Genomic DNA, 26,572 nt, shown 5'->3' on the forward strand with positions numbered 1-26,572 from the left:
AAATATATAAGATGCGTGAAGATTTGACAATATTTTTAATGATTTAAAATGAATTGTTTAAAGCTTAAACAAACGTTATTTAAGGCTTTCAAGGTGGTAATCGATTTTATATTAAAATCGTTAAACAGTCGGTCCTGCTCTACCTTCTGGAATATTAAAAGTTCCTTTATCAATACTAATAGAGATATTAGTATTGACTTTTTTAGCCACAACTTGTGACTGATTTAGTTGTAATATAATTTCAGTGATGCCTGAAAAAGATACAGTAACCTGAGAGGCTCTAGTATAGTCTTGTTTGAACTCTACAATATATTTACCATCAAAACCAACTCCCGATTCCGTTGCTGTTTTGATTTCAAAAACATCAAATTTATAATTATTGTTTGCCGGACTATCAGATTGATTATTTTGACTAACCAATGCGATTAGTTTTTCTTTTAATAAAACTGATTTTACACTTTCAATAGAGGCATCACTATAATACGTTATTTTTAATACTCCATTGTCATGAAGTACTTGTGTATCATTGACACCAATGCTTCTAAGTTGACTTTTAATAACAGAAATAGTCGCTTCTGTTTGAGAAACAGTAGTTTGATTATCCGTAAATTGAAATATAATTTCTTGATTAGGTACAGTAATTTGTTGTTGACTAACAACAAAAATTGTAAGCGCAGTAAGTAATGCACAAAAGTACCATTTTGACCTCATGCGCCAAATATAAAAAATAAGCTTGTACTACTATAATCTTTATGTAAATAAATAGGGTTTAAAACAAAAAAAGAGCAGCTATTACGCTGCTCTTTTTTTATCATATAGTATATAAAAGACTATTGTCCTTCCATTTTCTCGTATCCTTCTGGAACATCGACCTTAAATTTATCTTCAGAAACCGTTTCTTTTTTAATTTCAGTCACTTCCGATATGATAACCATATCAGTTCCCATTTGGTTTACTTTCATTGTCATATGTAAAGGAAAACCTTTTAATTTATCTCCTAAACCTGAAGTTTGTTGTGATGCTACAGGAATAGCCTCAGTAGTAAACATAACCATTTCTACATCAGATCCGTTTTGCGACATTTTAACGATGTATTGTTTACACTCGTATCCTAAAACCGTTTTTACTTCTTCTCCTTCTGTAACAACAACATCTTTTGCTAACTCTTTAGCTTCAGTCGTATCAGTTAACATATATTTTTTTCCCATCATTGGGTTATCCATTAATACTAACATTTTACTTTCGCCATCATTGTTAATTGTAATAACGTTACCAGACATTGGACTATTTAACTCTCCTCTTGAGTTTTTATCTTTGAAGTAAGTTGTTGTCAACATCTCTCCCATCATATCAAACTGAGCCTGAGCTTGCTCGTTATCACTAGACATCGTTGTTTTAGTAATAATAACACCTTCTGTTACTTGATCTTGTGCAACCATAGATAAACTAAAAGCTGCTACTAATAAAAATACTATTTTTTTCATTTTGTGAAATTTGTTTCGATTAATTGTTTTTTTGTTTTGTTGTGCTTATTAATTATTGACAAATACAATGCTATAACAATTTTACAACTTAAATAGAAAGCGATAACATTGCTATCTATTTATTTTTATTAAAACTTATAAGATGTAATTAAATGGTTGTTTTCATTAATAAAAACGACATTATCAACCTCATCAATTAGGTAATTTGGTGTTTTATCCAAAAGGCTAATTTCCGCATCAGGATTACCTGTTTTTTTATTGATCATGTATATCTTATGTATTGTAGGTTTATCATCAGCCTTCACCTTAGTAACAATAAACTTATGATCCTTTACTGTTTTAGAATTATAGTATCTACTTTTAGTAATTTCGAATACAGTAGCCATATTATTACCTTGAACTATATACATACTTGCAATATTTGAAGTTTCAGTTCTTGCACCGTTTTGATCTAACGATGTTACATAAGCACCATTCGAAATTGATGATAAAGCACTAATATTATCTAAGGATCCTTGTATATCTAAATCTACACCTGCAATATTTAACCCTAATTGTGCTAACCCTTTAAGTCCATTTAAATTTGATGGTGGCTCATAATACTTAGTGTATTTAACTTGTCCTGATGGTTCTAATAACGACATGTGTTGATCTGCATTTATTAGATATCCTGCACCTTCAATATATTCTGCAACTAAAGGTGTTTTTCTTTTTACCTTTTCTAATTCTACATCTTCAGCAAAAAGAGTTACTAAACCTGTTTTTAAATCAAACTTATAAGCTTTTTTGTTTTCAAATAGAATGACCTTATCCTCTTTGGTATCATAAGTAACTGCAGGAATTGATTTAAACTTAACATCTTTATCCCAAACATCTTTACCTTTTTCAAAATCTAAGATATTAGAACGTTCTGTTGAAATATACATGACTCCTTTAGGAATCACTGAAGTGTAATACGCATATCCTTTCACTTTACTCGTCCAGATTTTATCTCCGTTATTATCGACCAAAGAAATAGTACTATCATCTTCATCTTTACCAATAGCGATAAAATTATTTTCGTATGGAATTACTTCGTCTAAAAAATCTATTTTAAAACTCTTTTTCCACTTAAATTCATTAGTCGCTGGATCTATTATATTAAAACCTTCCGTTTCTACTAAAATTAAATTATTATCATTATCAGGTCTAATATCAATTAAAGTTCCTCTTAATTTAAGTTTCCCAGGAGTGATATCACTTCCTGTGTTAGGATCTAAAACTACTAATTTATTAGACTTTTTAACACCTACGTACAAACTGCTATTGCCTTCAGAATACACTAAAGCTTTTATATCTTTTTTAGCTTCGTATTCCCAATTAATGTTACCACTAGCTATATCTATAGCATAAATTTTCTCTTCAACACCAACTAATAAATCTCCTTTTTTATTAAAATAAGGACCTTGATCTATAAAAGAGCCGCTAAAAAGTTTTGTTAACATACCTCCCACTTCTCCTACACTTGTAATCCATTGTTCTTCCCAAGTCTTAAGACTAAAGCTCATTAATATGCGCTCTTTATTTTTTAAAAGCTCAAATAAAATGATACCTTGATCTGCTAGTATATTGAAGTTTTTAATTCTATAACCTTCGCCTTTTGTATCAAATAAGATATCCCCATTACTAGAATTAACAATAATCCCTCTTGTTTTCCCTGCTATTGGAACATACTCTACATAAAATAATGGTAAACCATCTATGTTTAAAAACGAATTTCTATCAACTCCCTTCAACTCTTGATTATGCCATACTATTTCTCCTGTAATATTATCCATTGCCAATAATCCTTTAGCTCCAGAAGCGATAATAGCGCCAGTATTAGTTTGCTCAATCCAACCAACTTGGTATAACTGTTCTTTAAGATCAACTTCCCATTTTTTTTCTTGGGCTGATACAACGTTTAAAAACAACAATAATAGTAATGTTAATGCAATTTGTTTTTTCATTATAATGTGGGGTTTTTAAAATTTCCAGTTGTAAAAGTAGGATTTTTAAAGTTAAAACGTAGAAAAAAAATCAAGTATCAAAATGGGTTTCAAAAAAAAAGACTGTCTTTTCAGACAGTCTTTAAAAAAATATTTTAACGTAATTATTATAATTCTAATAATCCATTAGTTTTCTTAACACCTTCAGCAGATTCTACTAATTTTGCTTTTTCAGCATCAGTTAAACTAATTTCTACTATTTTCTCGATTCCGTTTGCTCCTAATACACAAGGAACTCCAATAGATAAATCACTTAATCCAAATTCGCCTTCTAATAAAGCAGAACAAGGGAAAATCTTTTTAGTATCACATGCGATAGCTTGAACCATTCCTGATACAGCTGCACCTGGAGCATACCAGGCAGAAGTACCTAATAAACCTGTAAGTGTTGCACCACCTACTTTAGTATCTTGTACAACTTGTTCCATACGGTCTTCAGATAAAAACTCTGAAACTAAAACACTGTTTCTTACCGCTTTATTTATTAATGGCACCATTCCTTTATCAGAATGACCTCCAATTACCATTCCATCAACATCACTAATAGGAGCTCCTAAAGCCTCTGCTAATCTGTATTTGAAACGCGCAGAATCTAATGCACCACCCATACCTATAATTCTTTCTTTTGGTAAACCTGTCGTTTTGTGTACTAAATAAGTCATAGTATCCATTGGATTACTTACTACTATGATAATTGTATCAGGAGAATTTTTAATTAAGTTAGACGATACTGTTTTTACAATACCTGCATTAATACCAATTAATTCTTCACGTGTCATTCCTGGTTTACGTGGAATACCAGAAGTAATAACACAAACATCACTTCCTGCTGTTTTAGAATAATCGTTAGTGACACCCGTTATTTTAGTATCAAAACCATTTAAAGAGGCTGTTTGCATTAAATCCATTGCTTTACCTTCTGCAAAACCTTCTTTAATGTCTAATAAAACGACTTCTGATGCAAAGTTTTTAATTGCAATATACTCTGCACAACTTGCACCTACTGCTCCTGCTCCAACTACTGTTACTTTCATATCTTATTTAATATTTAAAATTAATTGTGTTTCTTACTGTTCTACAAAATTAACATTTTAAAATTACTTTTTATTAAGAAAACTATAAATCTAAGAGATGATCTTTAATCCTAAAAAAAAGATTCTAAAGTTTATCAGTAATCAAGACGGTTAAAAAAAAATGCTATTATAAATTAATTTATCTCAAAGTCTTAAATATATTAATCAAAATTAAGTATTTCCTTTTTTTACAGGTCAAAATAGATTTTAGAGTAAAAAAAAAGGAAACATTAAAAAATGTTTCCTTTACAATATAAAATTAACTGAACTAATTAAGCATCAATGTTTGCATAAATAGCGTTTTTCTCGATAAACTCACGTCTTGGTGGTACCTCATCCCCCATCAACATAGAGAATACTCTATCTGCTTCTACACCGTTATCAATCTGTATTTGACGTAATGTTCTAAACTCAGGATTCATTGTTGTATCCCAAAGTTGTTCTGCATTCATCTCTCCAAGACCCTTATAACGTTGGATTTTTGAAGACTCACCAAACTCTTGCATAATCTTAACACGCTCTTCATCACTCCAAGCATATTGTTTTTTCGCTCCTTTTTTAACTAAATACAAAGGCGGTGTTGCAATATAGATATGTCCGTTTTCGATTAGTTCTTTCATATATCTAAAAAAGAAAGTCAAAATTAAAGTTTCAATATGCGAACCATCAATATCGGCATCACACATGATTACTATTTTATGATATCTTAATTTAGAAAGATTTAAGGCTTTACTATCTTCTTCTGTACCGATAGTAACACCTAAAGCTGTAAAGATATTTTTTATCTCTTCGTTTTCAAACACTTTATGTGTCATCGCTTTTTCTACATTTAAAATCTTACCACGTAAAGGTAAAATTGCTTGGAACGCTCTATCACGACCTTGCTTTGCAGTACCACCTGCCGAATCTCCCTCGACTAAGTATACTTCACATTTTGCAGGATCTTGCTCAGAGCAATCAGATAATTTCCCTGGCAAACCACCAATACTCATTACTGTTTTACGCTGTACCATTTCACGCGCTTTTTGCGCGGCGTGACGTGCTTGTGCTGCAAGGATTACCTTTTGCACAATGATTTTAGCATCGTCTGGATTTTCTTCTAAATAATCAGATAACATTTCTGAAACAGATTGACTCACTGCTGCAGAAACTTCTCTGTTTCCTAATTTAGTTTTTGTTTGTCCTTCAAATTGAGGTTCTTGAACTTTTACCGAAATAATAGCTGTTAAACCTTCACGGAAATCATCTCCTGCAATATCAAACTTTAATTTGTCTAACATTCCCGACTCATCCGCATACTTTTTAAGCGTATGTGTTAAACCACGTCTAAAACCAGAAAGGTGTGTCCCTCCTTCATGTGTATTAATGTTGTTTACATAAGAATGTAAGTTTTCTGCATATGATGTATTATAAATCATTGCAACCTCAACAGGTACGCCATTTTTTTCACCTTCAAAAGAAATAACATCTTTCATTAAAGGCTCTCTTGTAGCATCTAAAAACTTGATAAATTCTTTTAATCCTTCTTCAGAATGAAATGTTTCACCTTCAAAAGAACCATCTTCCTTTGTAAAACGCTTATCTATTAAATGTACTGTAATACCTTTATTCAAATATGCTAATTCACGCATTCTACTAGCTAAAGTATCATAGTTATAAATTAACGTTTGTGTAAATATTGTTGGATCTGGTCTAAAAGTAACTGTTGTTCCTCTTTTATCTGTATCTCCAATGGCTTTTACTGGGTATAAGGCTTTTCCTTTAGAATACTCTTGCTCCCAAATTTTTCCTTCTCTATATACAGTTGCTGTTAAATGATCTGATAATGCATTAACACAACTTACACCAACACCGTGAAGTCCACCAGATACTTTATAAGAATCTTTATCAAACTTTCCACCGGCACCAATTTTAGTCATTACAACCTCTAAAGCTGAAACACCTTCTTTTTTGTGCATTCCTACAGGAATACCACGACCATCATCTTCTGTAGTAATCGAGTTGTCTTCATTAATCGTAACTGTAATATTATCACAATGACCAGCTAAAGCTTCATCAATCGAGTTATCTACAACTTCATATACTAAATGGTGTAAACCACGTACTCCTACATCCCCAATATACATTGAAGGACGCATACGCACATGCTCCATACCCTCTAAAGCTTGGATACTATCTGCCGAATATCCATCTTTATTGAACTCTTCCTTTTTTTCGCTCATATTTATATTGTTTATGATCTATTTCTGATTTAAGCATAAAAAAAGATGCGACTAAGCACCCTATTGAATACAAACAAATATACAAAATTAATAAGGTTTTTCAAGCTAATTTAAGCGTATAGCATAAAAATTATTAACATTTACTTAAAAACAAAAAAGCGCCTTAAATCGTCTAAAAAACACCTTAAAACAAAAAATAACCGATTTTTATAATTCCTAAAATACAAAAGAACTAAAAAACGCTAAGAAGCTTTATTTTAAACACATTTTAATTTCATTTTTGTAATGCTTTTAAACAAAAAAGATATTTAAAGCATCTTAATTAAAATTATCATTATGTAAACTATAAGAAAAACTGACCTAGCTAGCAACACTATATAAATTATTTTTATACTTTCGTACACCTAAATTGACTTAACCAATCTATGAAAAATTATTTTTCTTCTACATACAAGAAGATGATAGTTATAATGGCAGCTTCTGGCTCGTTATTTCTAATCATTTGTTTTGTTTCTTTTTTTATTTTAAAAAATCAAAACAAAACGTATTTAGCTATTTTAACATGTAGCTTTGTAGCACTGTTAGTCATTTTTGTTTTTTTCTTAAGAAAAATGATTGCCGAACCCTTAAGTTTAATTATTAAGATTCTAGAAAAAAATGACGAATCTGCTATCGCTAAATTAAAAGAGGCCTCATTAGAATTTTCGCGTATTGGTGACTTGTTTCTAAATAGCAATCAACAAAAAGAAGAATTACAAAAAGCTAAAGAAAAAGCTGAAGAAAGTGAAGTTTTAAAAGCTTCCTTTTTAACAAACCTATCGCATGAAATAAGAACGCCTATGAATGCAATTCTTGGGTTTTCTGACATTTTAAGTACTCAAGAACTATCTGAAGCCGAAAAAAAAGAATACATAACTGTTATTACACGTAGTGGAGAGAATCTTGTATTGATTATTGATGATTTAATTGAAATGTCAAAAATTGATACCAATCAAATAAAACCTAATTATAGTGCTTTTAACTTACAAGAGGTTTTAAATGAGGTTAAACAAACTATTGAAATTAGCATTCCTAAAGACAAATCTTTAAAATTATTTTTAGACCAACCCAAACATCCTGTTGTTTTTCAATTAATAAGTGACGAAACAAAATTCAAGCAAATAGTTGTAAACCTAGTTAATAACGCAGTAAAATACACAGAAAAAGGAGCTGTCAATTTTGGATACAATATTAATCCTGATAGTAATATGTTAGAATTTTATATTCAGGATACAGGTATTGGAATGACCAAAGATGATTCTAAAAACATCTTTAATAGATTTAACCGTATTCAGAATGATAAAACGATCAATTTAAGTGGTCTTGGCTTAGGACTAGCTATTTCAAAAGCTTACATTGATATGCTAGGTGGAGATATTTGGTTAAAATCAGAAGAAAATGCCGGTACGACCTTTTACTTTACAGTCCCTTTAAAACTAAATGGGCTACCTATTACACCTAAAAAAGAAATCGAATTAAATCCTGTTGACAAAATAAAGCCTTTAAATATTTTAATTGCTGAAGACAACAACATTAACTTTATGCTAATAAATCGCGTGATGACCATGCGAAATTACACGGTTATAAGAGCGAAAAACGGAGAAGAAGCAGTTGATATCTGCAAAAAAAACGATTCAATCCAATTAGTTATTATGGATTTAAAAATGCCGAAAATGGGCGGTTTTGAAGCTAGAAAAATAATTAAAGAGTTTAAACCATATCTACCTATAATAGCGCACACAGCCTATTCTTCTGCAGAAATTAACAGCGAAGTTTATGAAGCAGGTTTTATTGATTGTCTTTCCAAACCTTTAGACAAAACAAAACTATTTAGGATTATCGATAGGATTCAACATCTTACGCCCGACCCGAAACCAACACAGCCTATTTTAGACTAAAAAAAATGCCCAATAAATTATTGGGCATTTTTTTACTACTTCGTTTTTAAATTCTAATATGCTTTATCGTGCACGTTTGCGATAGCACGTCCAGAAGGCTCGTTCATGTTTTTAAAAGCTTCATCCCACTCTAATGCTGTTGCCGTACTACACGCAACACTTGCTTCTTGTGGTACGCTTAAAGCTGCCGCATCACTCGGGAAGTGTCCTTCAAAGATAGAGCGGTAATAAAACTCTTCTTTATTTTGTGGCGTTTGTATTGGAAATCTAAACTTAGCATTAGCCATCTGCTCATCCGTCACCGCCTCTCCAACAACTTCTTTTAAAGTATCAATCCAGCTATAACCAACGCCATCACTAAATTGTTCTTTTTGCCTCCATGCTACGCTTTCTGGCAACATATCTTCAAAGGCTTTACGAACAACCCATTTTTCCATACGCTCTCCATTAATCATTTTATCTTGAGGGTTGATACGCATGGCAACATCCATAAATTCTTTATCTAAGAAAGGGACACGCCCTTCGATCCCCCAAGCAGCTAAACTCTTGTTCGCTCTTAAACAATCGTACATATGCAACTTATCCAGTTTACGAACGGTCTCCTCATGAAACTCTTGTGCATTTGGCGCTTTATGAAAATATAAATATCCTCCAAAAATCTCATCGGCTCCTTCACCAGACAATACCATTTTAATTCCCATAGACTTAATAACTCTTGCCATTAGATACATTGGTGTAGACGATCGTATTGTTGTTATATCATACGTTTCGATGTTATAAATTACATCTTTAATAGCATCTAAACCTTCTTGAATGGTAAACTTTATCTCATGGTGGACTGTTCCAATATGATCCGCTACTTTTTGGGCTGCCGCTAAATCCGGAGAGCCTTCTAATCCAACTGCAAAAGAGTGTGTTTGTGGATACCATGCTTCTGAAGTATCATCACTCTCAATACGTTTTTGTGCATATTTTTTTGCAATTGCAGATACCACTGAAGAATCTAATCCTCCTGATAATAATACACCATAAGGCACATCACTCATCAACTGTCTATGCACCGCTGCTTCCAAAGCTTCTTTTACTTCTGCAATACTTGTTTCATTTTCTTTTACAGCATCATATTCACTCCAATCTCTGTTATACCATTTTACAAATTCACCATCTTTACTAGACATATAATGTCCTGGAGGAAATAATTCAATTTTAGTACAAACGCCTTCCAAAGCTTTTAATTCGGAAGCCACATAAAAAGTTCCGTTTTGATCCCAACCAATATATAATGGGATAATCCCCATGTGATCACGAGCGATAAAATATTCATCTTTTTCAACATCATAGATTGCAAACCCGAAGATACCATTCATTTCATCTACAAAATCGACTCCTTTTTCTTGATATAAGGCTAAAATAACTTCGCAATCACTTTCTGTTTGAAAATCATATTTACCCTCAAACTGTTGACGCAATGCCCTGTGGTTGTATATTTCGCCATTTGCTGCTAACACTAGTTTATTATCTGGGCTAAACAATGGTTGTTTTCCAGATGCTGGATCCACAATAGCCAAACGCTCGTGTGCCAAAATAGCTTTATCATCACTATAAATACCTGACCAATCTGGTCCACGATGACGGATAGTTTTGGACATTTCTAAAACCTGAGGTCTTAAATCTTCACTTTTCTGTTTAAGGTCAAAAGCACATACAATTCCACACATAATCTTATATATTTTAATTCTTTAATTCTAATTGATGTAGCAAATATGATTATTATGTTTCAATATTAAAACACCAAACCCATTAATGCTTACATATTAAAACAAAAATGTAGTTATTTACAAAAATCAGACACTTTTGCGTTTTAAAAAAGGAATCTTAGCTTTACAATCTGAAAGTAAAACCATTTCCAATGAAAATATTACACCTATGTATCGCTTTGTTTTGCATTAATCTAAGCGCACAATCTACTTGGCAAACGCTACCAGAGATACAACCCAATATTAACAATCAACGTTTTGACGATGTCTTTTTTCTAGACGCCAACACTGGTTGGGCAGCAAATGGATATTACGCCTCTGTACATAAAACTACAGATGGCGGAATTACTTGGTCAGAACAATTAAACCAAACAGACTTAGGCAGTAACCACTATTTTAGGAATATTGAATTTCTAGATCAAAACATTGGTTTTTTAGGTACTTTAAATGGCCTTTTTTACAAAACTATCGATGGCGGAGTAACCTGGACCACTGTTACTAATATTACTCCAAATCCTGTTGCTCTTTGTGGATTAAACACCATTGGAACTTCTACCGTTTTTGGTTGTGGCGCTTATTTTAATCCTGCGTTTATTATCAAATCTACGGATAGCGGTTTGTCTTGGCAATATATTGACATGTCAGCTTATGCAGAGGCCTTAGTAGAAATCTACTTTGTAACAGAAAACCTTGGTTACGCGGCAGGAAGAAATAATAATGGCGGCACTTTATTAAAGACAGAAGACGGAGGAACGACTTGGACTGAAATATACAACTCTACTGTTGTTGGCGATTATGTTTGGAAAATACAGGTTTTAGATAGTAATCCAAATATTATTTTTGGAGCTGTTGAATCTACAGCAGAAACGTTAGGTAAATTTATAAAATCTACAGATGCCGGAAGCTCTTGGTTTACAACGGACGGTCCTGAAACAAATCTTCAAGCAGTTGGTTTTATATCCGAAACGCATGGTTGGATCGGAGGACACACGACTGGTTTCCATGAAACTACTGATGGCGGAGTAACATGGACCAATTTAAACATTGGCTCTAATCTTAATCGAATTTTTGTTGTATCTCCAAATTTAGCTTATGCTTCTGGAAAAACTATATATAAGTATACAGACCAAACTTTAGGCACTAACACTATTTCAGAAACAGAAAAATCCCCCTTACAAGTTACACTTCTAAAAAATCCTGTTAGCGCTGATTTAAAATTTTCTATAGCTTTTAAAAGTGATGATAATCTATTAATCGAATTATATGATGGGTCGGGTCGTTTTATAAAACAACTCTCTAGAGAACAAATAAAAGCATCAGACGTCCTAAGACAATACAATTTTGATGTTAAAGACTTAGCTTCTGGGATTTACTATTTAGATTTTCACAATAACAGCGGAAGACAATCTATAACATTCATTAAAAATTAATACATATTACTTAAACCTGCATAAATAACTACTGTTAATAGTATAAATAAGACTAAATTCATAAAAACACCAAGAACCAATTGCTTTCTATTTCTTTTAAAAAGAAATAGAATCAATATAATATCAAAAAAAACAGAAAATAAAAAAGGAACCACACTATTTAATGGCATTGCAAATAACAATCCAATACATAGACTACCTAAACCAATCAAAACACCTAACAGAACATCTAAAGAGTTTTTCAAGATTAAATAGGACTACGGTATGTTTAAATATTTATGCGTCTGTAATGACACTTTCCATTTTGGATTTGCCATAACGTAATCTACAATCATAGGGATCATAGTGTCCCGCTTGCTCCACTCTGGTTGTAAATATAAAATACAATCGCCGTTAACTTTAGCAGCTTGCGCTTCAGCAAACTTAAAATCGTCCTTATTGTAAATAATACATTTTAGCTCGTGTGCTTTATCATAAACACCCTGAGTCGGTAGTTTCATTTTTTTAGGAGATAAACAAATCCAATCCCATTGCCCGGTTAACTCGTAAGCACCAGAAGTTTCAATATGGATTTTACAACCTTCAGCTTTAAGCTTATCCGTTAATGCTGTCATATCCCAAGTTAATGGTTCCCCACCCGTTACAACTACAGTATCACTATACTTTTTAGCATTAGCAACTATAACATCTGTACTCGTTGGTGGATGTAAATTAGCATTCCAACTTTCTTTAACATCACACCAATGACATCCCACATCGCAACCACCAATTCTTATAAAATAAGCAGCAGTTCCTTTATGAAATCCTTCGCCTTGGATAGTATAAAACTCTTCCATTAAAGGCAGCATCAATCCTTTGTTAACTAAATCTTGTATCTCTTGTTTCATGGACTGCAAATATAATCTTATCTATTGGAAGTTTTAAGCATTTAAAGTTGAAAGTTTTCAATGATTTACGCTAAGATTAGTATTTTTACATCAAATATTTTTAACAATGAGCAGACAAGACGAATTTTTCAAACACATCACAGAGGGAAACACTTGTAAAGGCGACTATATCACTTTGGGATCTGCTATGTTAGATGGCGAAACCGTTAAGGATGCTTTTGTAAATGTACCTTTAAAAACCATGAATAGACATGGTTTAATTGCAGGTGCTACTGGAACAGGAAAAACTAAAACACTTCAAGTTTTAGCAGAAAACCTAAGTGATAAAGGAATCCCGGTCTTACTTATGGATATTAAAGGGGACTTAAGTGGTATTGCACAACCAAGTCCTGGTCATGAAAAAATTGACGAACGTCATGCTAAAATAGGATTACCTTTTGAAGCAAAAGGCTTTCCCGTCGAAATTCTAAGCCTATCGGAACAAGACGGTGTTAGACTACGTGCTACGGTAAGTGAATTTGGACCTGTATTATTATCAAGAATTTTAGACCTTACAGATACACAATCTGGAGTAGTGTCTGTTATTTTTAAATATTGTGACGACAATAAATTACCGTTATTAGATTTAAAAGATTTCAAAAAAATATTACAATACTGCACTAACGAAGGTAAAGAAGAGTTTCAGGACGAATACGGACGTATCTCCTCCGCTTCTACCGGAGCAATCCTTAGAAAGGTTATCGAAATAGAACAACAAGGTGGCGATTTATTTTTTGGCGAAAAAAGTTTTGAAGTCGAAGATTTGTTAAGAACCACAAGGGATGGTCGTGGCTATATTAATATTATTAGATTAACAGACATCCAAGATAGACCAAAATTATTCTCGACTTTTATGCTAAGTTTATTAGCAGAATTATATGAAACTTTACCAGAACAAGGTGACTCTGGTAAGCCCGAATTAATTATGTTTATTGATGAAGCACATTTAATTTTTAACGAAGCCTCCAAAGCATTATTAAACCAAATAGAAAGCATTGTCAAACTAATCCGTAGTAAAGGGGTTGGCTTATACTTTGTCACACAAAACCCAACCGATGTCCCAGAAGGTGTATTAAGTCAGTTAGGTTTAAAAATCCAACATGCCTTACGTGCCTTTACTGCAAAAGATAGAAAAGCAATTAAATTAACAGCACAGAATTACCCTGACACAGCGTATTATGATACTGCAGAAATCCTAACGTCATTAGGTACGGGAGAAGCTTTAGTTTCTGCTTTAGACGAAAAAGGAAGACCTACACCGCTTGCATCAACTATGATGCGTGCGCCAATGAGTAGAATGGATATTTTAAGCGATAATGAGTTACAAGCCTTACTTGACGACTCTAAACTCGTTTTAAAATACAACGACACCATTGATCGTGAAAGTGCTTATGAGTTATTAAACAAAAAAATAGAAAAGGCTGAAGCTTTGCAAATTGAAGAAGACGCTAAGGCAGAAAAAGAGAAAGCAGAAAAGAAAACTAAAACAACCACGACTAGAAGACAAAGCACTGCTCAAAACCCAATAATTAAAGTCTTAACAAGTGCTACATTTATTAGAAGTGTTTTTGGGATTTTAAAACGTGTTCTGAAGTAATAAACTAGTACTCTAGTATCATAAAAGAATGTCGCTTAAGCGGAAATAAAAAAAACAATATAACAACAATGAAAAAAACAATAGTAGCGCTAAGTATTATCGCATTAGTATTTACATCTTGTAACAAAGGGGCAGATCCCTTTTTGGTACAAAATCAAAACATAGGATTATTAACAGACTCTACACAAGTCAAAGAGTTGAAAACTATTTACGCAAACGACTCGATAATAAGTCCAATTGGAGGAGACGAGTTTTCGAGTACTTTAAACACTATTGAAATTTATGAAAAAGGTGGTAAACATTTGTTAAGCTTAACCCCTAAGCAATTACTAGATTCTACAGCAACGATATCTAGTATTATAATAAAAGATGCCCGATTTAAAACTGACAAAGGAATTACAAGTGCTAGTACATTTGGTGATATTAAAGCAAAATATACCATTACTAAAATTCAGAATTCCTTTAAAAGTGCCTCTATTTTTGTAAAAGAAAGCGATGCCTTTTTCTTAATTGACAAAAAAGAATTGCCAGCAGAATTTAGATTTGATATTAAAAAAACAATAGAGTCTGCTAATATCCCAGACACTGCAAAGATTAAGTCTTTTATGTTGGGTTGGTAGTTCTAACTTTTATAGACGCAATATTATAGTATACTCCAAATTTTAAAACATGGAAAGCAAAAAAAAATACACCATACAAAATAGCCCTTTTGTTGTTCCAACAACGGATGGCAAATTAATAGAAGAACATGTTGGTTTGGCTACAGACGGGAATAAAGAGCTTAGCATTGCACATATGGTTGCTCCTGCTGGTTGGAGCGAACCGTTTCAAACACCAGAATTTGACGAATACACGTATATAATCAAAGGAAAAAAGCAATTTATTATTGAGGGGGAAGAAATAATATTGGAAGCAGGTCAATCTATTAAAATAGAAAAAAACACCCGCGTTCAATACTCTAATCCATTTACAATAGCTTGCGAATACATTGCTATTTGCACACCTGCTTTTTCAATTGATTTAGTAAACAGAGAAGATTAAAAATGAAAAAAACAATAGCTAAAGTACTTCCAAAAATAATTGGTAACGGTTTAAATGCCGTGAGCTATGTTGCGCCAAAATATGCAAGTGCAAAAGCATTAGATATCTTTGCAACACCAAGACAAGGTCGTTTTACAGAAAAACATCATCCTTTTTTAGATACAGCCAAGCAACTAACATTACCGCACGATAACCACGACATACAGACCTATAACTGGTCAGGATCCAAAACAACCATTATGCTAGCACATGGCTGGGAAAGCAACACTTATAGGTGGAAGCAACTCATAGAGATGTTACAACAATTAGATTATAACATTGTGACTTTAGACGGACCGGCGCATGGTAAATCAAGCGGTACACAGTTTAATGCTATATTGTATTCAGAATTTATAAATGTAGTGGCTAACCACTATAACCCAGATGTAATTATTGGGCATTCCGTTGGCGGTATGGCGTCTGTCTTTTTTCAGCACAAATATCAAAACGAAGGTTTACAAAAAATGATATTGCTTGGTGCTCCTTCAGAGTTTACAAACGTGTTTAAAAACTATGTCAATATGCTAGGTTTTAATAAGCGTATTGAAAATGGATTAAATGACTTAGTTTTAGAGCGTTTTAATTATAAACCATCTCATTTTTCAGCTGCTAAATTTTCAAAAGAAATAAATTTACAAGGTCTTATTATTCATGATAAAGGTGATAAGATTATTCAATATGATGAAGCAGAACTAATTTCATCAAACTTTAAAAATTCAACATTAATTACCACAGAAGGTTTTGGTCACGGATTACGCGACGATAGTGTAAACAAAGCTATTATTAACTTTATAAAAGCGTAACACATTTTGGAAGAAAAATTAACAAGACTTAATAAATACCTCAGCGAAGCTGGTTTTTGCTCGCGTCGTGAAGGGGACAAATTAATTGATGCTGGACGTGTCACTATTAATGGCATTGTGCCAGAAATGGGAACAAAAGTAACGCCGAGTGATGTTGTTGCTGTGGATGGCGAGATTATTAAAACCAATACAGAAAAACCGATCTACTTAGCCTTTAACAAACCGGTAGGTATTGTTTGTACAACAGACACTAATGTAGAAAAAGATAACATTATAGATTACATTAACTACCCTAAACGTATTTTTCCAATTGGACGTTTAGATAAATTAAGTGATGGTTTGATCTTTATGACAGATGATGGAGATATTGTAAACAAGATTTTACGTGCTAGTAATAATCACGATAAAGAATATCTAGTAACCGTTGACAAGCCTATATCGCAAACCTTTATTAATAGAATGGCGAGCGGAATATATCTTGAAGATTTAGACCGTACTACTAAAAAATGTTCTGTTAAAAAAATAGATTCTCATACGTTCAGAATTATTTTAACCCAAGGTTTAAACCGACAAATTAGACGTATGTGTGAGTACTTAACGTATGAAGTAACATCACTTAGACGTGTTAGAATTATGAATGTCAAATTAGATGTTCCTGTTGGAGAATACCGTGAGTTTACAGAAAAAGAGTTAAAAACATTACACTTACTTTTAGAGGACTCGACTAAAATACATGAAGCTAAAACAGCCAAAGAAAACACGACTAGAATAAGTAAAGCGAGTAAAGAGAGACAAACTCGAGATACTACGGAGCACAAAGCAGAACCGTCTAGAGATGATTTAAAGCAAGAACAACCTATTAGAGAAAATAGAGAACGTCCAATTAGAAACCGTCGTAAAGAGGATTAAACCATGAGCAGCGTATCTCCTTTTCATTTAGCAATTCCAGTACATAATTTAGAAGCCTGCCGTCTGTTTTACCGAGACATTTTAAATTGTGAAGAAGGACGTAATAGTGACCAATGGGTTGACTTTAATTTTTTTGGACACCAATTAGTCATTCACTTTAAAGAAAAAACGACAACAGAAGCTGTAGCCAATGAAGTCGATGGAAAGCACGTCCCTGTGCCGCATTTTGGAGTGGTTTTAGATTGGGCTGTTTTTAACGCATTAGAAGATGATCTAAAATCTAAGGACATTACATTTATTATCGAACCCTATGTTAGATTTGAAGGTTTGGTTGGCGAACAAAAAACGATGTTTTTCAAAGACCCTTCTGGCAATGCTTTAGAGTTTAAATCGTTTAAGGATATGTCTCAAATATTTGCAAAATAACGTCAAATTAATTTATCAAAAAATAAAAAAACCTCATCACTAATCAGTGATGAGGTTTTTTATTTTAGAATAGGTCTTCTACAAGCCCTGTATTTACAACTTTTTAATGCTTCTTTTTAAAAATAAAAAATGGAAAGTAAATTATTAAAAACGCAGGAATTAATATTAACTGACCAATAATAACATACGTTGGCCAGTCTCCAAAATAATCTAAAACAGAACCCGCTTTGGGCTTATAATTTAAATACCCATAATTAGCATTCAGGATTTTATTAATTAACATAAGCGCAACAAAATAGACCTGCAACGCTACAAAAGACTTTACTACACTTTTTAGTGTAGGTTTCATTTTAAAAATAACAATAGCGTATACTATTATAATCAGTAACCCTAAATGAACCACCCAATATCTAAAATAATCAAAGACAGGAAAACCTATTTTTATATCTGGAGTAATCACCCCTTGAGAAGTTCCTAAAATTATCCAAAAGAGTAAAATTTCAAATACTCTAAATGATTTAGTAGAAGTGAAAACAAAAATAAACAACGCCATAAAGCTACATAGAAACAGAGGTAAGTCCGTTTGCAAACTATAATCACCTTGACTAATTTTATATAAATGAAAAACAGCTATAAAGGCAGATACAAAAAATCCTAGCATTTTAAATACTTGATTTTTTAGTCGCTCTGATTTATTCTTCATAACAAAAACAAGAGCAAAGCATAGTAGTACTGCTAAACCAATAGGCAATAGGTGTTCTAAGCTTCCAAATTGTACGTGAGCTAATAATGGCATAAAAAAACCTGAAATGATTAATTTCAGGTTGTAAAATAAGTGTTTATTTTTATAAATCTATGATCTTTGTATGTGACGTTCTCTAGCCAACAATGTGTTTTTTAACAACATAGCAATAGTCATTGGTCCTACTCCACCAGGAACAGGTGTTATATGACTCGCCTTTTTACTTACGTTTTCAAAATCTACATCACCAGTAATACGGTAACCACGCTCTTTAGTTTCATCTGGAACACGCGTAATACCAACATCAATAATAACGACATCATCTTTTACCATTTCTGCTTTTAAGAAATTAGGCACTCCTAATGCTGAGATAATAATATCTGCCTGACTCGTAATTTGTGTGATATTTTTAGTGTGACTGTGTGTAAGTGTTACTGTACTGTTTCCAGGAAATCCTTTACGCCCCATTAAAATACTCATTGGTCGTCCCACAATATGAGAACGTCCAATAACGACAGTATGTTTTCCTTTAGTGTCTACGTTATATCTGTCTAACAATTCTAAAATCCCGAAAGGTGTTGCAGGAATAAAAGTAGACATATCTAATGCCATTTTTCCAAAATTCATTGGATGAAAACCATCCACATCCTTATCAGGGTTTACGGCCATTAAAACCTTTTGTGTGTCAATTTGATCAGGTAATGGTAATTGAATGATAAAACCATCAATAGCATCGTTATTATTAAGCTCCTCAATTTTATCTAACAACTCAACTTCGCTAGTGGTATTAGATAATCTAACCATTGTAGATTCAAAACCAACACGTTCGCAGGCTCTTACTTTACTACCAACATATGTTAAGCTTGCACCATCATTACCAACAATAACTGCTGCTAAATGAGGGACTTTCTCACCATTAGCTATCATCTTATCGACTTCCGCTTTTATTTCGTTTTTGATATCGTTACTAACCTTTTTTCCGTCTAGAATTGTCATTTTTTGTGATTGTATTAAGTTTGCTGTCCTCAGTTGGCAGTCTACAAATTAATAAGTATTATAAAAACAATGTAAAAAGCAAAAACAGCCTATTACTGACTGTTTTTTACTAATTATTTATTTCATATTTTTCATGGCTTGCATCATGGCTTTTCCTTTACCACCTTGCATCATTTTCATCATCTTGCTCATCTGATTAAATTGCTTTAGTAACTGGTTAACTTCTTGTACAGACGTTCCAGATCCTTTACCAATTCGTTTTTTACGACTGGCATCGATAATCGCAGGATTAGTGCGCTCTTTTACCGTCATAGAATGGATAATAGCTTCGATACCTTTAAAAGCATCATCATCTATATCTACATCTTTCATCATTTTTCCAGCACCAGGAATCATTCCAATAAGGTCTTTCATGTTCCCCATTTTTTTGATTTGCTGAATTTGTTTTAAGAAATCATCGAAACCAAACTGGTTTTTAGCAATTTTCTTTTGAAGTTTTCTAGCTTCCTCTTCATCAAACTGCTCTTGTGCACGTTCTACTAAAGACACAACATCTCCCATCCCTAAGATACGATCTGCCATACGAGATGGATAGAATATATCAATAGCTTCCATTTTTTCTCCAGTACCAATAAATTTAATTGGTTTATTTACTACAGATTTAATAGATATTGCTGCTCCACCACGTGTATCTCCATCTAATTTAGTTAAGATTACACCATCAAAATTAAGAACATCATTAAAGGCTTTCGCTGTATTTACAGCATCTTGACCTGTCATTGAGTCTACTACAAATAAGGTTTCTTGTGGCTGAATTGCTTCATGGATGTTAGAAATTTCTTTCATCATCGCTTCATCAACAGCTAAACGACCAGCTGTATCAATTATAACAACGTTATGTCCATTTTGCTTTGCATGTGCAATACCCGCTTTTGCAATAGCAACTGGATCAGTATTTCCTTTATCACTATAAACATCAACTTTTATTTGATCTCCTACAACATGTAATTGATCTACTGCAGCAGGACGATAGACATCACAAGCGACTAATAAAGGTTTTTTTGTTTTTTTGTTTTTTAAGAAGTTAGCTAACTTACCTGAAAAGGTTGTTTTACCAGATCCTTGTAAACCAGACATTAAAATAACCGTTGGGGCACCAGACAAATTAAGGCCTTCTGCATCACCTCCCATTAATTGAGTTAATTCGTCTTTTACGATTTTAACCATTAATTGTCCTGGTTGTAACGTGGTTAAAACGTTTTGACCAAGTGCTTTTTCTTTTACTCTATTAGTAAATTCTTTAGCAATTTTAAAGTTAACATCGGCATCTAAAAGTGCTCTACGTACTTCTTTTAGGGTTTCGGCAACGTTTACTTCTGTAATGCTACCATGTCCTTTTAGTACGTGTAACGCTTTATCTAACTTTTCGCTTAAATTATTAAACATAATTTTTTCTGGTTTTAAGAAGCACAAAAATAGCAATTTGAAGCGTATTTACGAAGTTTCATATACAAATAATTCCATAAAAAAAGGCTGCTAAAATTAGCAACCTTTTAATCAACTTAACTTCAACTAAATTTTTAATTACAATCTTTATCTAAAACTAGTTCGTTATTACTATTATTCACATCATGAAGTATCAGCTGTTCTCCGGTACATTCTACAACATTATAATCTCCATTTAAGACCTGAACATTCCCTCCAGATATATCTGAAAAAGCAACGATTACTTGTCCTCCACTTCCTGAGGTCGACCAGTTACCAGTATAGGTTTCATTATCCGAAGCAATGGTCATCGTTTGATTATCCTGAAAATTAATATCAAAAATATCAAAACTGCTATCTCCTGCATAATTTGTAATGGTCCACACACACATCTGTAAGGTGCCATCAACATCGCCTTCGGTGCAGGTAGTGGAACAATTTTCTACAACTAATGACACTGTAAATATTTGAAATGTGTTAGGATCATTTGCTACCTCAACTCTAGCATAAAGCACATCTGGGTTTACCAAATTGGTGTAAGGCGATGCTAACGGATTGATACTTGTTTCTGCATCCGTATTGGTACTATAATAGTTTACCAGCATATTATTTTGGGCACAGTCTTGGTAGATTGCATCAATATTAAAAGCTGTGAATAAATCTAAATCACCATCATTATCACATACTGTAACCGTTACATCTTCAAAACAATCAAATGGATTAGTCGTGTTACAATCATTCAATAATAGTAATGTATCATTCCCTTGTTCTAAAATTAATTCGCCGGAAGCGCATTCTACCACTTTCCATTGTCCATTATATTCTTCTAAGCCATTAAAATTTATAAACACATAAACGTAACCATCAATTGTAGAAATATCCCAGCTACCATCAAAAAGCAAATCACCTTCATATAAAGTTGATATACTATTATTTTCTAGAAAATTAAATACTGTAAATGAAGGCGTATATCCATTTATACTTGGTATTTGACCACAGTTTAGCAAATAAGTGCTAACCTCTAATTGTGTACAGTCATTATCATCTGCATACTCGTAATCATCATCTTCATCACAATCACCTTCGGCATCACTTATTACAACCTCTAGTTCTTGAATGTTATTAACTTCGATAGCTTCACCGTTAGCCAAAATCATTGTAACAGGAAAGTTTAGACTTGCCAATATTGGTCCGTGTAACGACTCTAAAAACTGATATAAAACTTCATCGTTACTTATTGTTGTTACTTCCGTAACTTGGAAATCTGTATTGTAAATAGAAAATGCAATTGGATACTCGAAATCAATACACTCGATATCATCGTCTGCTTCATTTTCGCCATTACAGTTCGCCATTTGTAATTCCAACTCTTCTTGATTATTAATTACAATTTGAGTATAATCATTTAAAACAACTGTAATAGGAAATGTAATTCCAACGCTATCATCATCTGTATTAAAGGCCTCCAAAACCGCTTGCAATGCATTATAATCCGTAACCGTTTCAATAGTTATAGTGACACCATTTGCCGTAACTGTGACGGGCAATACCACCTCTAAGCAATTAGCATAATCGATAATATTGTCAATAGAGCCATCATTTAAGGCTGTATTACTCATCAAATTGGCAATAGTAGAATTACCAGATATTATATCTTCTTGTTGATTAATAATTTCAGATTCTTCATTTTGACAAGACGCAAATAACAAAAAAACTAATACTGGTAAAAAAAGGATATTTTTAAAATTCATATTTATGTTATGATTCGTTAATTTTTATTTTTCAAGGCAACACATTTTTGCTTTCGTTAATAAAACATTTATTTTTAAGAAACTCCTACCCTAAAAATCAAAAAAAATAGTTCTACTTTGTAACTCGATAAAATACTATGTCAAAAAATTTACATAAAGATATTTGCGATAAATCAAGATTTGAAGCGCTATTTAAACAGCATGCAAAAAACCTACATAACTTTTTGTATTACAAGTTTGGTGAACTTTTAAATCCTGAAGATAAGGCACAAGAAGCATTTATTAAATTATGGGAAAATTGTAAAAAAGTAACACCCAATAAAGCGAAAAGCTTTTTGTTTACAATCGCTAATAATTTAATGTTAAACGAAGTCGCACATCAAAAAGTAGTTTTAAAACATCAAAAAACAATAACCTCACATCATACTAATCTATCTCCGGAATTTTTAATGGAAGAGGATGAATACCGACAAAAACTAGAAAAAGCAATATCTAATCTTACCGAAGCACAACGCGTTGCTTTTTTAATGAATCGTGTAGAAGGTAAACGTTTTAAAGAAATAGCAACCCTTTTAGGTATTAGTACAAAAGCAGTAGAAAAACGTATATATGGTGCTTTAAAAAAATTAAGGCTAGATATAGAAGAATTATAAAATAAAAGATTTTTAGGGTAGGAATTTTACAGCTTACCTTGTTATATGTTTGAATTGCAGTTATGAATAAAGAAGCATTAATATTAAAATGGTTAGATAATAACTTATCCCCTCAAGAGCTTGAAGCATTCCAAGCTTTAGAGGAGTATGACGCTATTACAAAACTATCTAATTATACAAAAGGTTTTAAAGCTCCAGAATTTAATACTGAAGCGGCTTTGCAAGCTACATTATCTAAAATTGAAAGTAAACCAGTGTCTAAAAACAACTGGCTAACACCTTTCCTAAAAATAGCGGCCATACTAGTCATATGCTTTAGTGCATATTATTACACGACAACTTTAGATACGACTATTACGACGCAATACGCAGAAAAAACACAAATAGAACTTCCCGACAATTCTAAAGTCAATTTAAACGCCTTATCCAAAATCACATATAATAGCAAGCAATGGAATGCTAATAAACGTAACATTGAGCTTGAAGGGGAAGCCTTTTTTAAAGTAAAAAAAGGAAGTACTTTTAATGTTATTACAGCAACAGGGATTGTAAGTGTTGTTGGCACACAATTTAATGTCAAACAACGTGCAAATTATTTTGAAGTCACTTGCTTTGAAGGCGTCGTTAGTGTTGCTATTAATACAAAAAAAACAACCTTAACAGCTGGTGATTCTTTTTTAATTATTAATGGTAATCAGATAAAGCGTTTACAAACTGAGAATCAACAACCTGATTGGACACATAATGTAAGTCGTTTTATTAGTGTACCTTTAAGCGAAGTATTTGCTGAATTTGAAAGACAATATAATGTCAAAATAGAAGGTAATACTATTAAAAAAAGCACATTGTTTTCTGGTAAGTTTACGCATAATGATATTAATATCGCATTGCAATCTATAACGCAACCACTACAATTACAATATAAAAAAGTTAACAAAACTATTATTTTAACGCGTGAGTAAATCGTTAAAGACTGCACTATTTTTAATTGTATTACTAGTTTGCAACTTTTCTGTTTATGCACAACACGAAAGACTCCCCCTTTTAGATGTTCTGTCGACTATAGAGTATAAATATAAAGTCAGTTTTTCTTATGCTGATAAGGTGATTAAAGGCGTTATGGTTGATTACAACCCAAAAGACAACCTTACCACTACCCTAGCCAAACTAGAATCTCAAACCGACTTAATTTTCAACCGATTAGACGATCATTTTATTACAGTCTCAAATAATAAAAACAGCTTTTCTTTTCAAAAACTAGAAGAAGTTACTATTTCTAATTATCTAACTACCGGAATTAGTAAAAACAATTCTGGTGCTATTACAATTGCACCAAAATCTTTCGCGATTTTACCTGGATTGATAGAACCCGATATTTTACAAACCATCCAAAACCTTCCTGGTGTTTTAAGTGTCGATGAAACGGTATCCAATATTAATGTACGAGGAGGTACACATGATCAAAATCTAATCTTATACGACGGTATAAAAATGTACCAATCTGGACATTTTTTTGGTTTAATCTCTGCTTTTAATCCCTACTTAACAAAAAATGTAGCGGTTACCAAAAATGGAACAAGTGCTAAGTTTGGAGATGGCGTCTCTAGTGTTGTTGACATGCAATTATCAGACAATACAGAAGAAGATTTTAGTGCTGGTATTGGAATAAACATGATAACTACGGATGGCTTTGCTATAATCCCTTTAGCAAAAAAAACGCAATTACAATTGACCACAAGACGGTCTATTACAGACGTTTTAGATACACCAACCTACAATCAGTATTTTAAACGTGTCTTCCAAGATTCTGACGTCACTAATAACGACATTGCCACAACAACCAACCAGACGTTTAAGTTTAGTGATATTTCTTTAAAATTTTTACACGATTTTAGTCCAAAAGACAAACTTCGTTTTACTTTACTTAATGTTTTTAATCAATTAGATTTTGAAGAATCTTCAAATACTTCGGATACAGACAATATCACTAATCAATTAAAACAACAAAATCGAGCATCGGCATTACAATACGAACATGTCTGGAACGACAAATTAAACACCGCTATAAAAGGGTATTATTCCAACTACGACTTACGTTCTTCAGACTATGACCTTATTAATAATCAACGATTAACACAAGAAAACAAAGTCATTGATAATGGCTTTAATATTGATGCTAATTACAATTTTAATAAAACGGTAGTCGTTAATGGTGGGATGCAGTTTAAAGAAATAGGCATCAGTCATCTTGAAGAAGTTAATGCTCCTATTTTTAAACGGAATATAAAAAATGTCCTTCGCACGTATAGCGCTTACGCGGAAACCGTGTTTAATTCTAAAAATAAGAAGACACATCTTAAATTAGGATTACGACATAATTATTTCCGAAAATTTAATATTTCAATAACCGAACCTCGTGTCTATATCAGTCAGCGTTTTTTAAAAGCATTTAGAATAGAATTATCTGGTGAATATAAAAGCCAAAGCACCTCACAACTTATAGATTTACAAAACGACTTTTTAGGTATTGAGAAACGGCGATGGGTTTTAGCTAACAATAATACAATACCAATTCAAAAAAGCAAACAAATCAGTTCTGGAATCACTTACAATAAAAACAAGCTATTATTAAGTGCAGAAGGGTATTTTAAAACCGTAGATGGGATAACAACCCGTAGTCAAGGTTTTCAAAATCAATATCAGTATACCAACGCTTTAGGTAACTATAAAGTTAAAGGGGTAGACCTATTAATAAACAAACAATTAAACGCTTTTAGCACTTGGGTAAGTTACAGTTACAGTCGCAATAATTATACGTTTAACGACTTAAATAACAGCACTGCTTTCCCTAGTAATTTTGATGTTACGCACCAAATAAATTTTGGAAGTACGTATCACTGGGAACAATTAAAATTAGCTTTTGGAGTCAATTGGCATTCTGGAAAACCATTTACACAACCAGATAGTACTAATCCAAATACAGGAAATACAATACACTATCAAACACCAAACAGTAGTCGATTACAAGCCTATTTAAGAGCTGATTTATCTGCAACATATCAATTTAAGCTTGGCGAAAACAAAGCTGTTGTTGGAGCTTCTATTTGGAACATCTTAGATCAAGAAAATATTTTAAATACATACTATACTATAGATAACAATCAAATCTCTAAGGTTGAAAATGTGTCTTTAGGTATAACTCCCAACGTCAGTTTTAGGGTTAAGTTTTAGCTTTGGTTTTTATAAAAAATAACTCTATCTCTTGATTGCTATT

Annotated in this window: 23 protein-coding genes; 11 read left to right on the forward strand and 12 right to left on the reverse strand. The window is 32.6% G+C overall.

The window, feature by feature from the left end:
• Positions 1-120: 120 nt before the first annotated feature.
• The 5 genes from H0I26_RS18160 to gyrB form a co-directional block, all read right to left on the reverse strand.
• Entirely contained in the window at positions 121-711 is a 591-nt protein-coding gene (locus tag H0I26_RS18160) for a hypothetical protein (RefSeq protein ID WP_218700293.1), read from the reverse strand.
• A gap of 119 nt (positions 712-830) precedes the next feature.
• The gene (locus tag H0I26_RS18165) at positions 831-1,484 is read right to left on the reverse strand and encodes a DUF4412 domain-containing protein (RefSeq protein ID WP_218700294.1); all 654 of its coding nucleotides are present in this window, start codon (positions 1,482-1,484) and stop codon (positions 831-833) included.
• 128 nt (positions 1,485-1,612) lie between these two features.
• Complete coding sequence (locus H0I26_RS18170; RefSeq protein WP_218700295.1) at positions 1,613-3,472, reverse strand: hypothetical protein; 1,860 nt, start codon at positions 3,470-3,472, stop codon at positions 1,613-1,615.
• Positions 3,473-3,618: 146 nt separating this feature from the next.
• Positions 3,619-4,545 (reverse strand): malate dehydrogenase, encoded by a 927-nt coding sequence (gene mdh / locus H0I26_RS18175; RefSeq protein ID WP_136583691.1) that lies wholly within the window; start codon positions 4,543-4,545, stop codon positions 3,619-3,621.
• A 311-nt stretch (positions 4,546-4,856) separates the two neighbouring features.
• Complete coding sequence (gene gyrB, locus H0I26_RS18180; RefSeq protein WP_101020142.1) at positions 4,857-6,806, reverse strand: DNA topoisomerase (ATP-hydrolyzing) subunit B; 1,950 nt, start codon at positions 6,804-6,806, stop codon at positions 4,857-4,859.
• A 425-nt stretch (positions 6,807-7,231) separates the two neighbouring features.
• Here gyrB and H0I26_RS18185 point away from each other — a divergent pair, with 425 nt between their 5' ends.
• On the forward strand, positions 7,232-8,743 hold the full coding sequence (locus H0I26_RS18185) for an ATP-binding protein (RefSeq protein ID WP_101020144.1): 1,512 nt from the start codon (positions 7,232-7,234) through the stop codon (positions 8,741-8,743).
• 53 nt (positions 8,744-8,796) lie between these two features.
• Here the strand turns inward: H0I26_RS18185 and asnB are convergent, their stop codons facing one another.
• On the reverse strand, positions 8,797-10,461 hold the full coding sequence (gene asnB, locus H0I26_RS18190; protein ID WP_101020146.1) for an asparagine synthase B: 1,665 nt from the start codon (positions 10,459-10,461) through the stop codon (positions 8,797-8,799).
• A 191-nt stretch (positions 10,462-10,652) separates the two neighbouring features.
• Here asnB and H0I26_RS18195 point away from each other — a divergent pair, with 191 nt between their 5' ends.
• The gene (locus H0I26_RS18195) at positions 10,653-11,930 is read left to right on the forward strand and encodes a YCF48-related protein (RefSeq protein WP_218700296.1); all 1,278 of its coding nucleotides are present in this window, start codon (positions 10,653-10,655) and stop codon (positions 11,928-11,930) included.
• On the opposite strand, the gene H0I26_RS18200 is transcribed toward H0I26_RS18195, so the two are convergent.
• Entirely contained in the window at positions 11,927-12,175 is a 249-nt protein-coding gene (locus tag H0I26_RS18200; protein WP_218700297.1) for a hypothetical protein, read from the reverse strand. The genes H0I26_RS18195 and H0I26_RS18200 overlap by 4 nt on opposite strands.
• Positions 12,176-12,187: 12 nt before the next feature.
• A complete protein-coding gene (locus H0I26_RS18205) occupies positions 12,188-12,817 on the reverse strand; it encodes a 7-carboxy-7-deazaguanine synthase QueE (RefSeq protein ID WP_218700298.1) in 630 nt (209 codons plus the stop codon).
• A 106-nt stretch (positions 12,818-12,923) separates the two neighbouring features.
• Here H0I26_RS18205 and H0I26_RS18210 point away from each other — a divergent pair, with 106 nt between their 5' ends.
• The 6 genes from H0I26_RS18210 (at position 12,924) to H0I26_RS18235 (ending at position 17,671) form a co-directional block, all read left to right on the forward strand.
• Positions 12,924-14,453: a helicase HerA-like domain-containing protein gene (locus H0I26_RS18210; protein ID WP_218700299.1), complete on the forward strand. Its 1,530-nt coding sequence runs from the start codon at positions 12,924-12,926 to the stop codon at positions 14,451-14,453.
• Positions 14,454-14,521: 68 nt separating this feature from the next.
• The gene (locus H0I26_RS18215; RefSeq protein WP_218700300.1) at positions 14,522-15,073 is read left to right on the forward strand and encodes a hypothetical protein; all 552 of its coding nucleotides are present in this window, start codon (positions 14,522-14,524) and stop codon (positions 15,071-15,073) included.
• Positions 15,074-15,122: 49 nt separating this feature from the next.
• Positions 15,123-15,494, forward strand: a complete 372-nt coding sequence (locus H0I26_RS18220; protein WP_218700301.1) for a cupin domain-containing protein — start codon at positions 15,123-15,125, stop codon at positions 15,492-15,494.
• 2 nt (positions 15,495-15,496) lie between these two features.
• Positions 15,497-16,336 carry an alpha/beta fold hydrolase gene (locus H0I26_RS18225; protein ID WP_256935192.1) on the forward strand — a complete coding sequence of 280 codons (840 nt, stop codon included), beginning with the start codon at positions 15,497-15,499 and terminating at the stop codon, positions 16,334-16,336.
• Positions 16,337-16,342: 6 nt separating this feature from the next.
• Entirely contained in the window at positions 16,343-17,245 is a 903-nt protein-coding gene (gene rluF, locus H0I26_RS18230) for a 23S rRNA pseudouridine(2604) synthase RluF (protein WP_218700302.1), read from the forward strand.
• Between the two features lie 3 nt (positions 17,246-17,248).
• Positions 17,249-17,671: a VOC family protein gene (locus tag H0I26_RS18235; RefSeq protein ID WP_218700303.1), complete on the forward strand. Its 423-nt coding sequence runs from the start codon at positions 17,249-17,251 to the stop codon at positions 17,669-17,671.
• A 103-nt stretch (positions 17,672-17,774) separates the two neighbouring features.
• Here H0I26_RS18235 and H0I26_RS18240 read toward each other — a convergent pair whose 3' ends face one another.
• From H0I26_RS18240 to H0I26_RS18255, 4 genes are all read right to left on the reverse strand, one after another.
• Complete coding sequence (locus tag H0I26_RS18240) at positions 17,775-18,467, reverse strand: TIGR02206 family membrane protein (protein ID WP_218700304.1); 693 nt, start codon at positions 18,465-18,467, stop codon at positions 17,775-17,777.
• Positions 18,468-18,524: 57 nt separating this feature from the next.
• Complete coding sequence (locus H0I26_RS18245) at positions 18,525-19,409, reverse strand: bifunctional 5,10-methylenetetrahydrofolate dehydrogenase/5,10-methenyltetrahydrofolate cyclohydrolase (RefSeq protein ID WP_218700305.1); 885 nt, start codon at positions 19,407-19,409, stop codon at positions 18,525-18,527.
• 117 nt (positions 19,410-19,526) lie between these two features.
• Positions 19,527-20,855: a signal recognition particle protein gene (gene ffh, locus H0I26_RS18250; protein ID WP_101020166.1), complete on the reverse strand. Its 1,329-nt coding sequence runs from the start codon at positions 20,853-20,855 to the stop codon at positions 19,527-19,529.
• Between the two features lie 134 nt (positions 20,856-20,989).
• Complete coding sequence (locus H0I26_RS18255; protein WP_218700306.1) at positions 20,990-22,645, reverse strand: hypothetical protein; 1,656 nt, start codon at positions 22,643-22,645, stop codon at positions 20,990-20,992.
• Positions 22,646-22,782: 137 nt separating this feature from the next.
• On the opposite strand from H0I26_RS18255, the gene H0I26_RS18260 reads away from it, so the two are divergent.
• The 3 genes from H0I26_RS18260 to H0I26_RS18270 all read left to right on the forward strand — a co-directional run bounded on the left by H0I26_RS18260 (position 22,783) and on the right by H0I26_RS18270 (position 26,529).
• Entirely contained in the window at positions 22,783-23,298 is a 516-nt protein-coding gene (locus H0I26_RS18260; protein ID WP_218700307.1) for an RNA polymerase sigma factor, read from the forward strand.
• A 62-nt stretch (positions 23,299-23,360) separates the two neighbouring features.
• Positions 23,361-24,260, forward strand: a complete 900-nt coding sequence (locus H0I26_RS18265; RefSeq protein WP_218700308.1) for a FecR family protein — start codon at positions 23,361-23,363, stop codon at positions 24,258-24,260.
• On the forward strand, positions 24,253-26,529 hold the full coding sequence (locus H0I26_RS18270; protein WP_256935193.1) for a TonB-dependent receptor plug domain-containing protein: 2,277 nt from the start codon (positions 24,253-24,255) through the stop codon (positions 26,527-26,529). Before H0I26_RS18265 ends, H0I26_RS18270 begins: the two co-directional genes overlap by 8 nt.
• Positions 26,530-26,572 lie beyond the last annotated feature (43 nt).

It is taken from the genome of Olleya sp. HaHaR_3_96 (assembly GCF_019278545.1).
Taxonomy (GTDB): Bacteria; Bacteroidota; Bacteroidia; order Flavobacteriales; family Flavobacteriaceae; genus Olleya.

Coding starts and splice junctions, on each gene's coding strand:
- H0I26_RS18160 (WP_218700293.1), bottom strand. CDS start 711: ATGAGGTCAAAATGGTACTTTTGTGCATTACTTACTGCGCTTACAATT.
- H0I26_RS18165 (WP_218700294.1), bottom strand. CDS start 1,484: ATGAAAAAAATAGTATTTTTATTAGTAGCAGCTTTTAGTTTATCTATG.
- H0I26_RS18170 (WP_218700295.1), bottom strand. CDS start 3,472: ATGAAAAAACAAATTGCATTAACATTACTATTATTGTTGTTTTTAAAC.
- mdh (WP_136583691.1), bottom strand. CDS start 4,545: ATGAAAGTAACAGTAGTTGGAGCAGGAGCAGTAGGTGCAAGTTGTGCA.
- gyrB (WP_101020142.1), bottom strand. CDS start 6,806: ATGAGCGAAAAAAAGGAAGAGTTCAATAAAGATGGATATTCGGCAGAT.
- H0I26_RS18185 (WP_101020144.1), top strand. CDS start 7,232: ATGAAAAATTATTTTTCTTCTACATACAAGAAGATGATAGTTATAATG.
- asnB (WP_101020146.1), bottom strand. CDS start 10,461: ATGTGTGGAATTGTATGTGCTTTTGACCTTAAACAGAAAAGTGAAGAT.
- H0I26_RS18195 (WP_218700296.1), top strand. CDS start 10,653: ATGAAAATATTACACCTATGTATCGCTTTGTTTTGCATTAATCTAAGC.
- H0I26_RS18205 (WP_218700298.1), bottom strand. CDS start 12,817: ATGAAACAAGAGATACAAGATTTAGTTAACAAAGGATTGATGCTGCCT.
- H0I26_RS18210 (WP_218700299.1), top strand. CDS start 12,924: ATGAGCAGACAAGACGAATTTTTCAAACACATCACAGAGGGAAACACT.
- H0I26_RS18215 (WP_218700300.1), top strand. CDS start 14,522: ATGAAAAAAACAATAGTAGCGCTAAGTATTATCGCATTAGTATTTACA.
- H0I26_RS18220 (WP_218700301.1), top strand. CDS start 15,123: ATGGAAAGCAAAAAAAAATACACCATACAAAATAGCCCTTTTGTTGTT.
- H0I26_RS18225 (WP_256935192.1), top strand. CDS start 15,497: ATGAAAAAAACAATAGCTAAAGTACTTCCAAAAATAATTGGTAACGGT.
- H0I26_RS18235 (WP_218700303.1), top strand. CDS start 17,249: ATGAGCAGCGTATCTCCTTTTCATTTAGCAATTCCAGTACATAATTTA.
- H0I26_RS18240 (WP_218700304.1), bottom strand. CDS start 18,467: ATGCCATTATTAGCTCACGTACAATTTGGAAGCTTAGAACACCTATTG.
- H0I26_RS18245 (WP_218700305.1), bottom strand. CDS start 19,409: ATGACAATTCTAGACGGAAAAAAGGTTAGTAACGATATCAAAAACGAA.
- ffh (WP_101020166.1), bottom strand. CDS start 20,855: ATGTTTAATAATTTAAGCGAAAAGTTAGATAAAGCGTTACACGTACTA.
- H0I26_RS18255 (WP_218700306.1), bottom strand. CDS start 22,645: ATGAATTTTAAAAATATCCTTTTTTTACCAGTATTAGTTTTTTTGTTA.
- H0I26_RS18260 (WP_218700307.1), top strand. CDS start 22,783: ATGTCAAAAAATTTACATAAAGATATTTGCGATAAATCAAGATTTGAA.
- H0I26_RS18265 (WP_218700308.1), top strand. CDS start 23,361: ATGAATAAAGAAGCATTAATATTAAAATGGTTAGATAATAACTTATCC.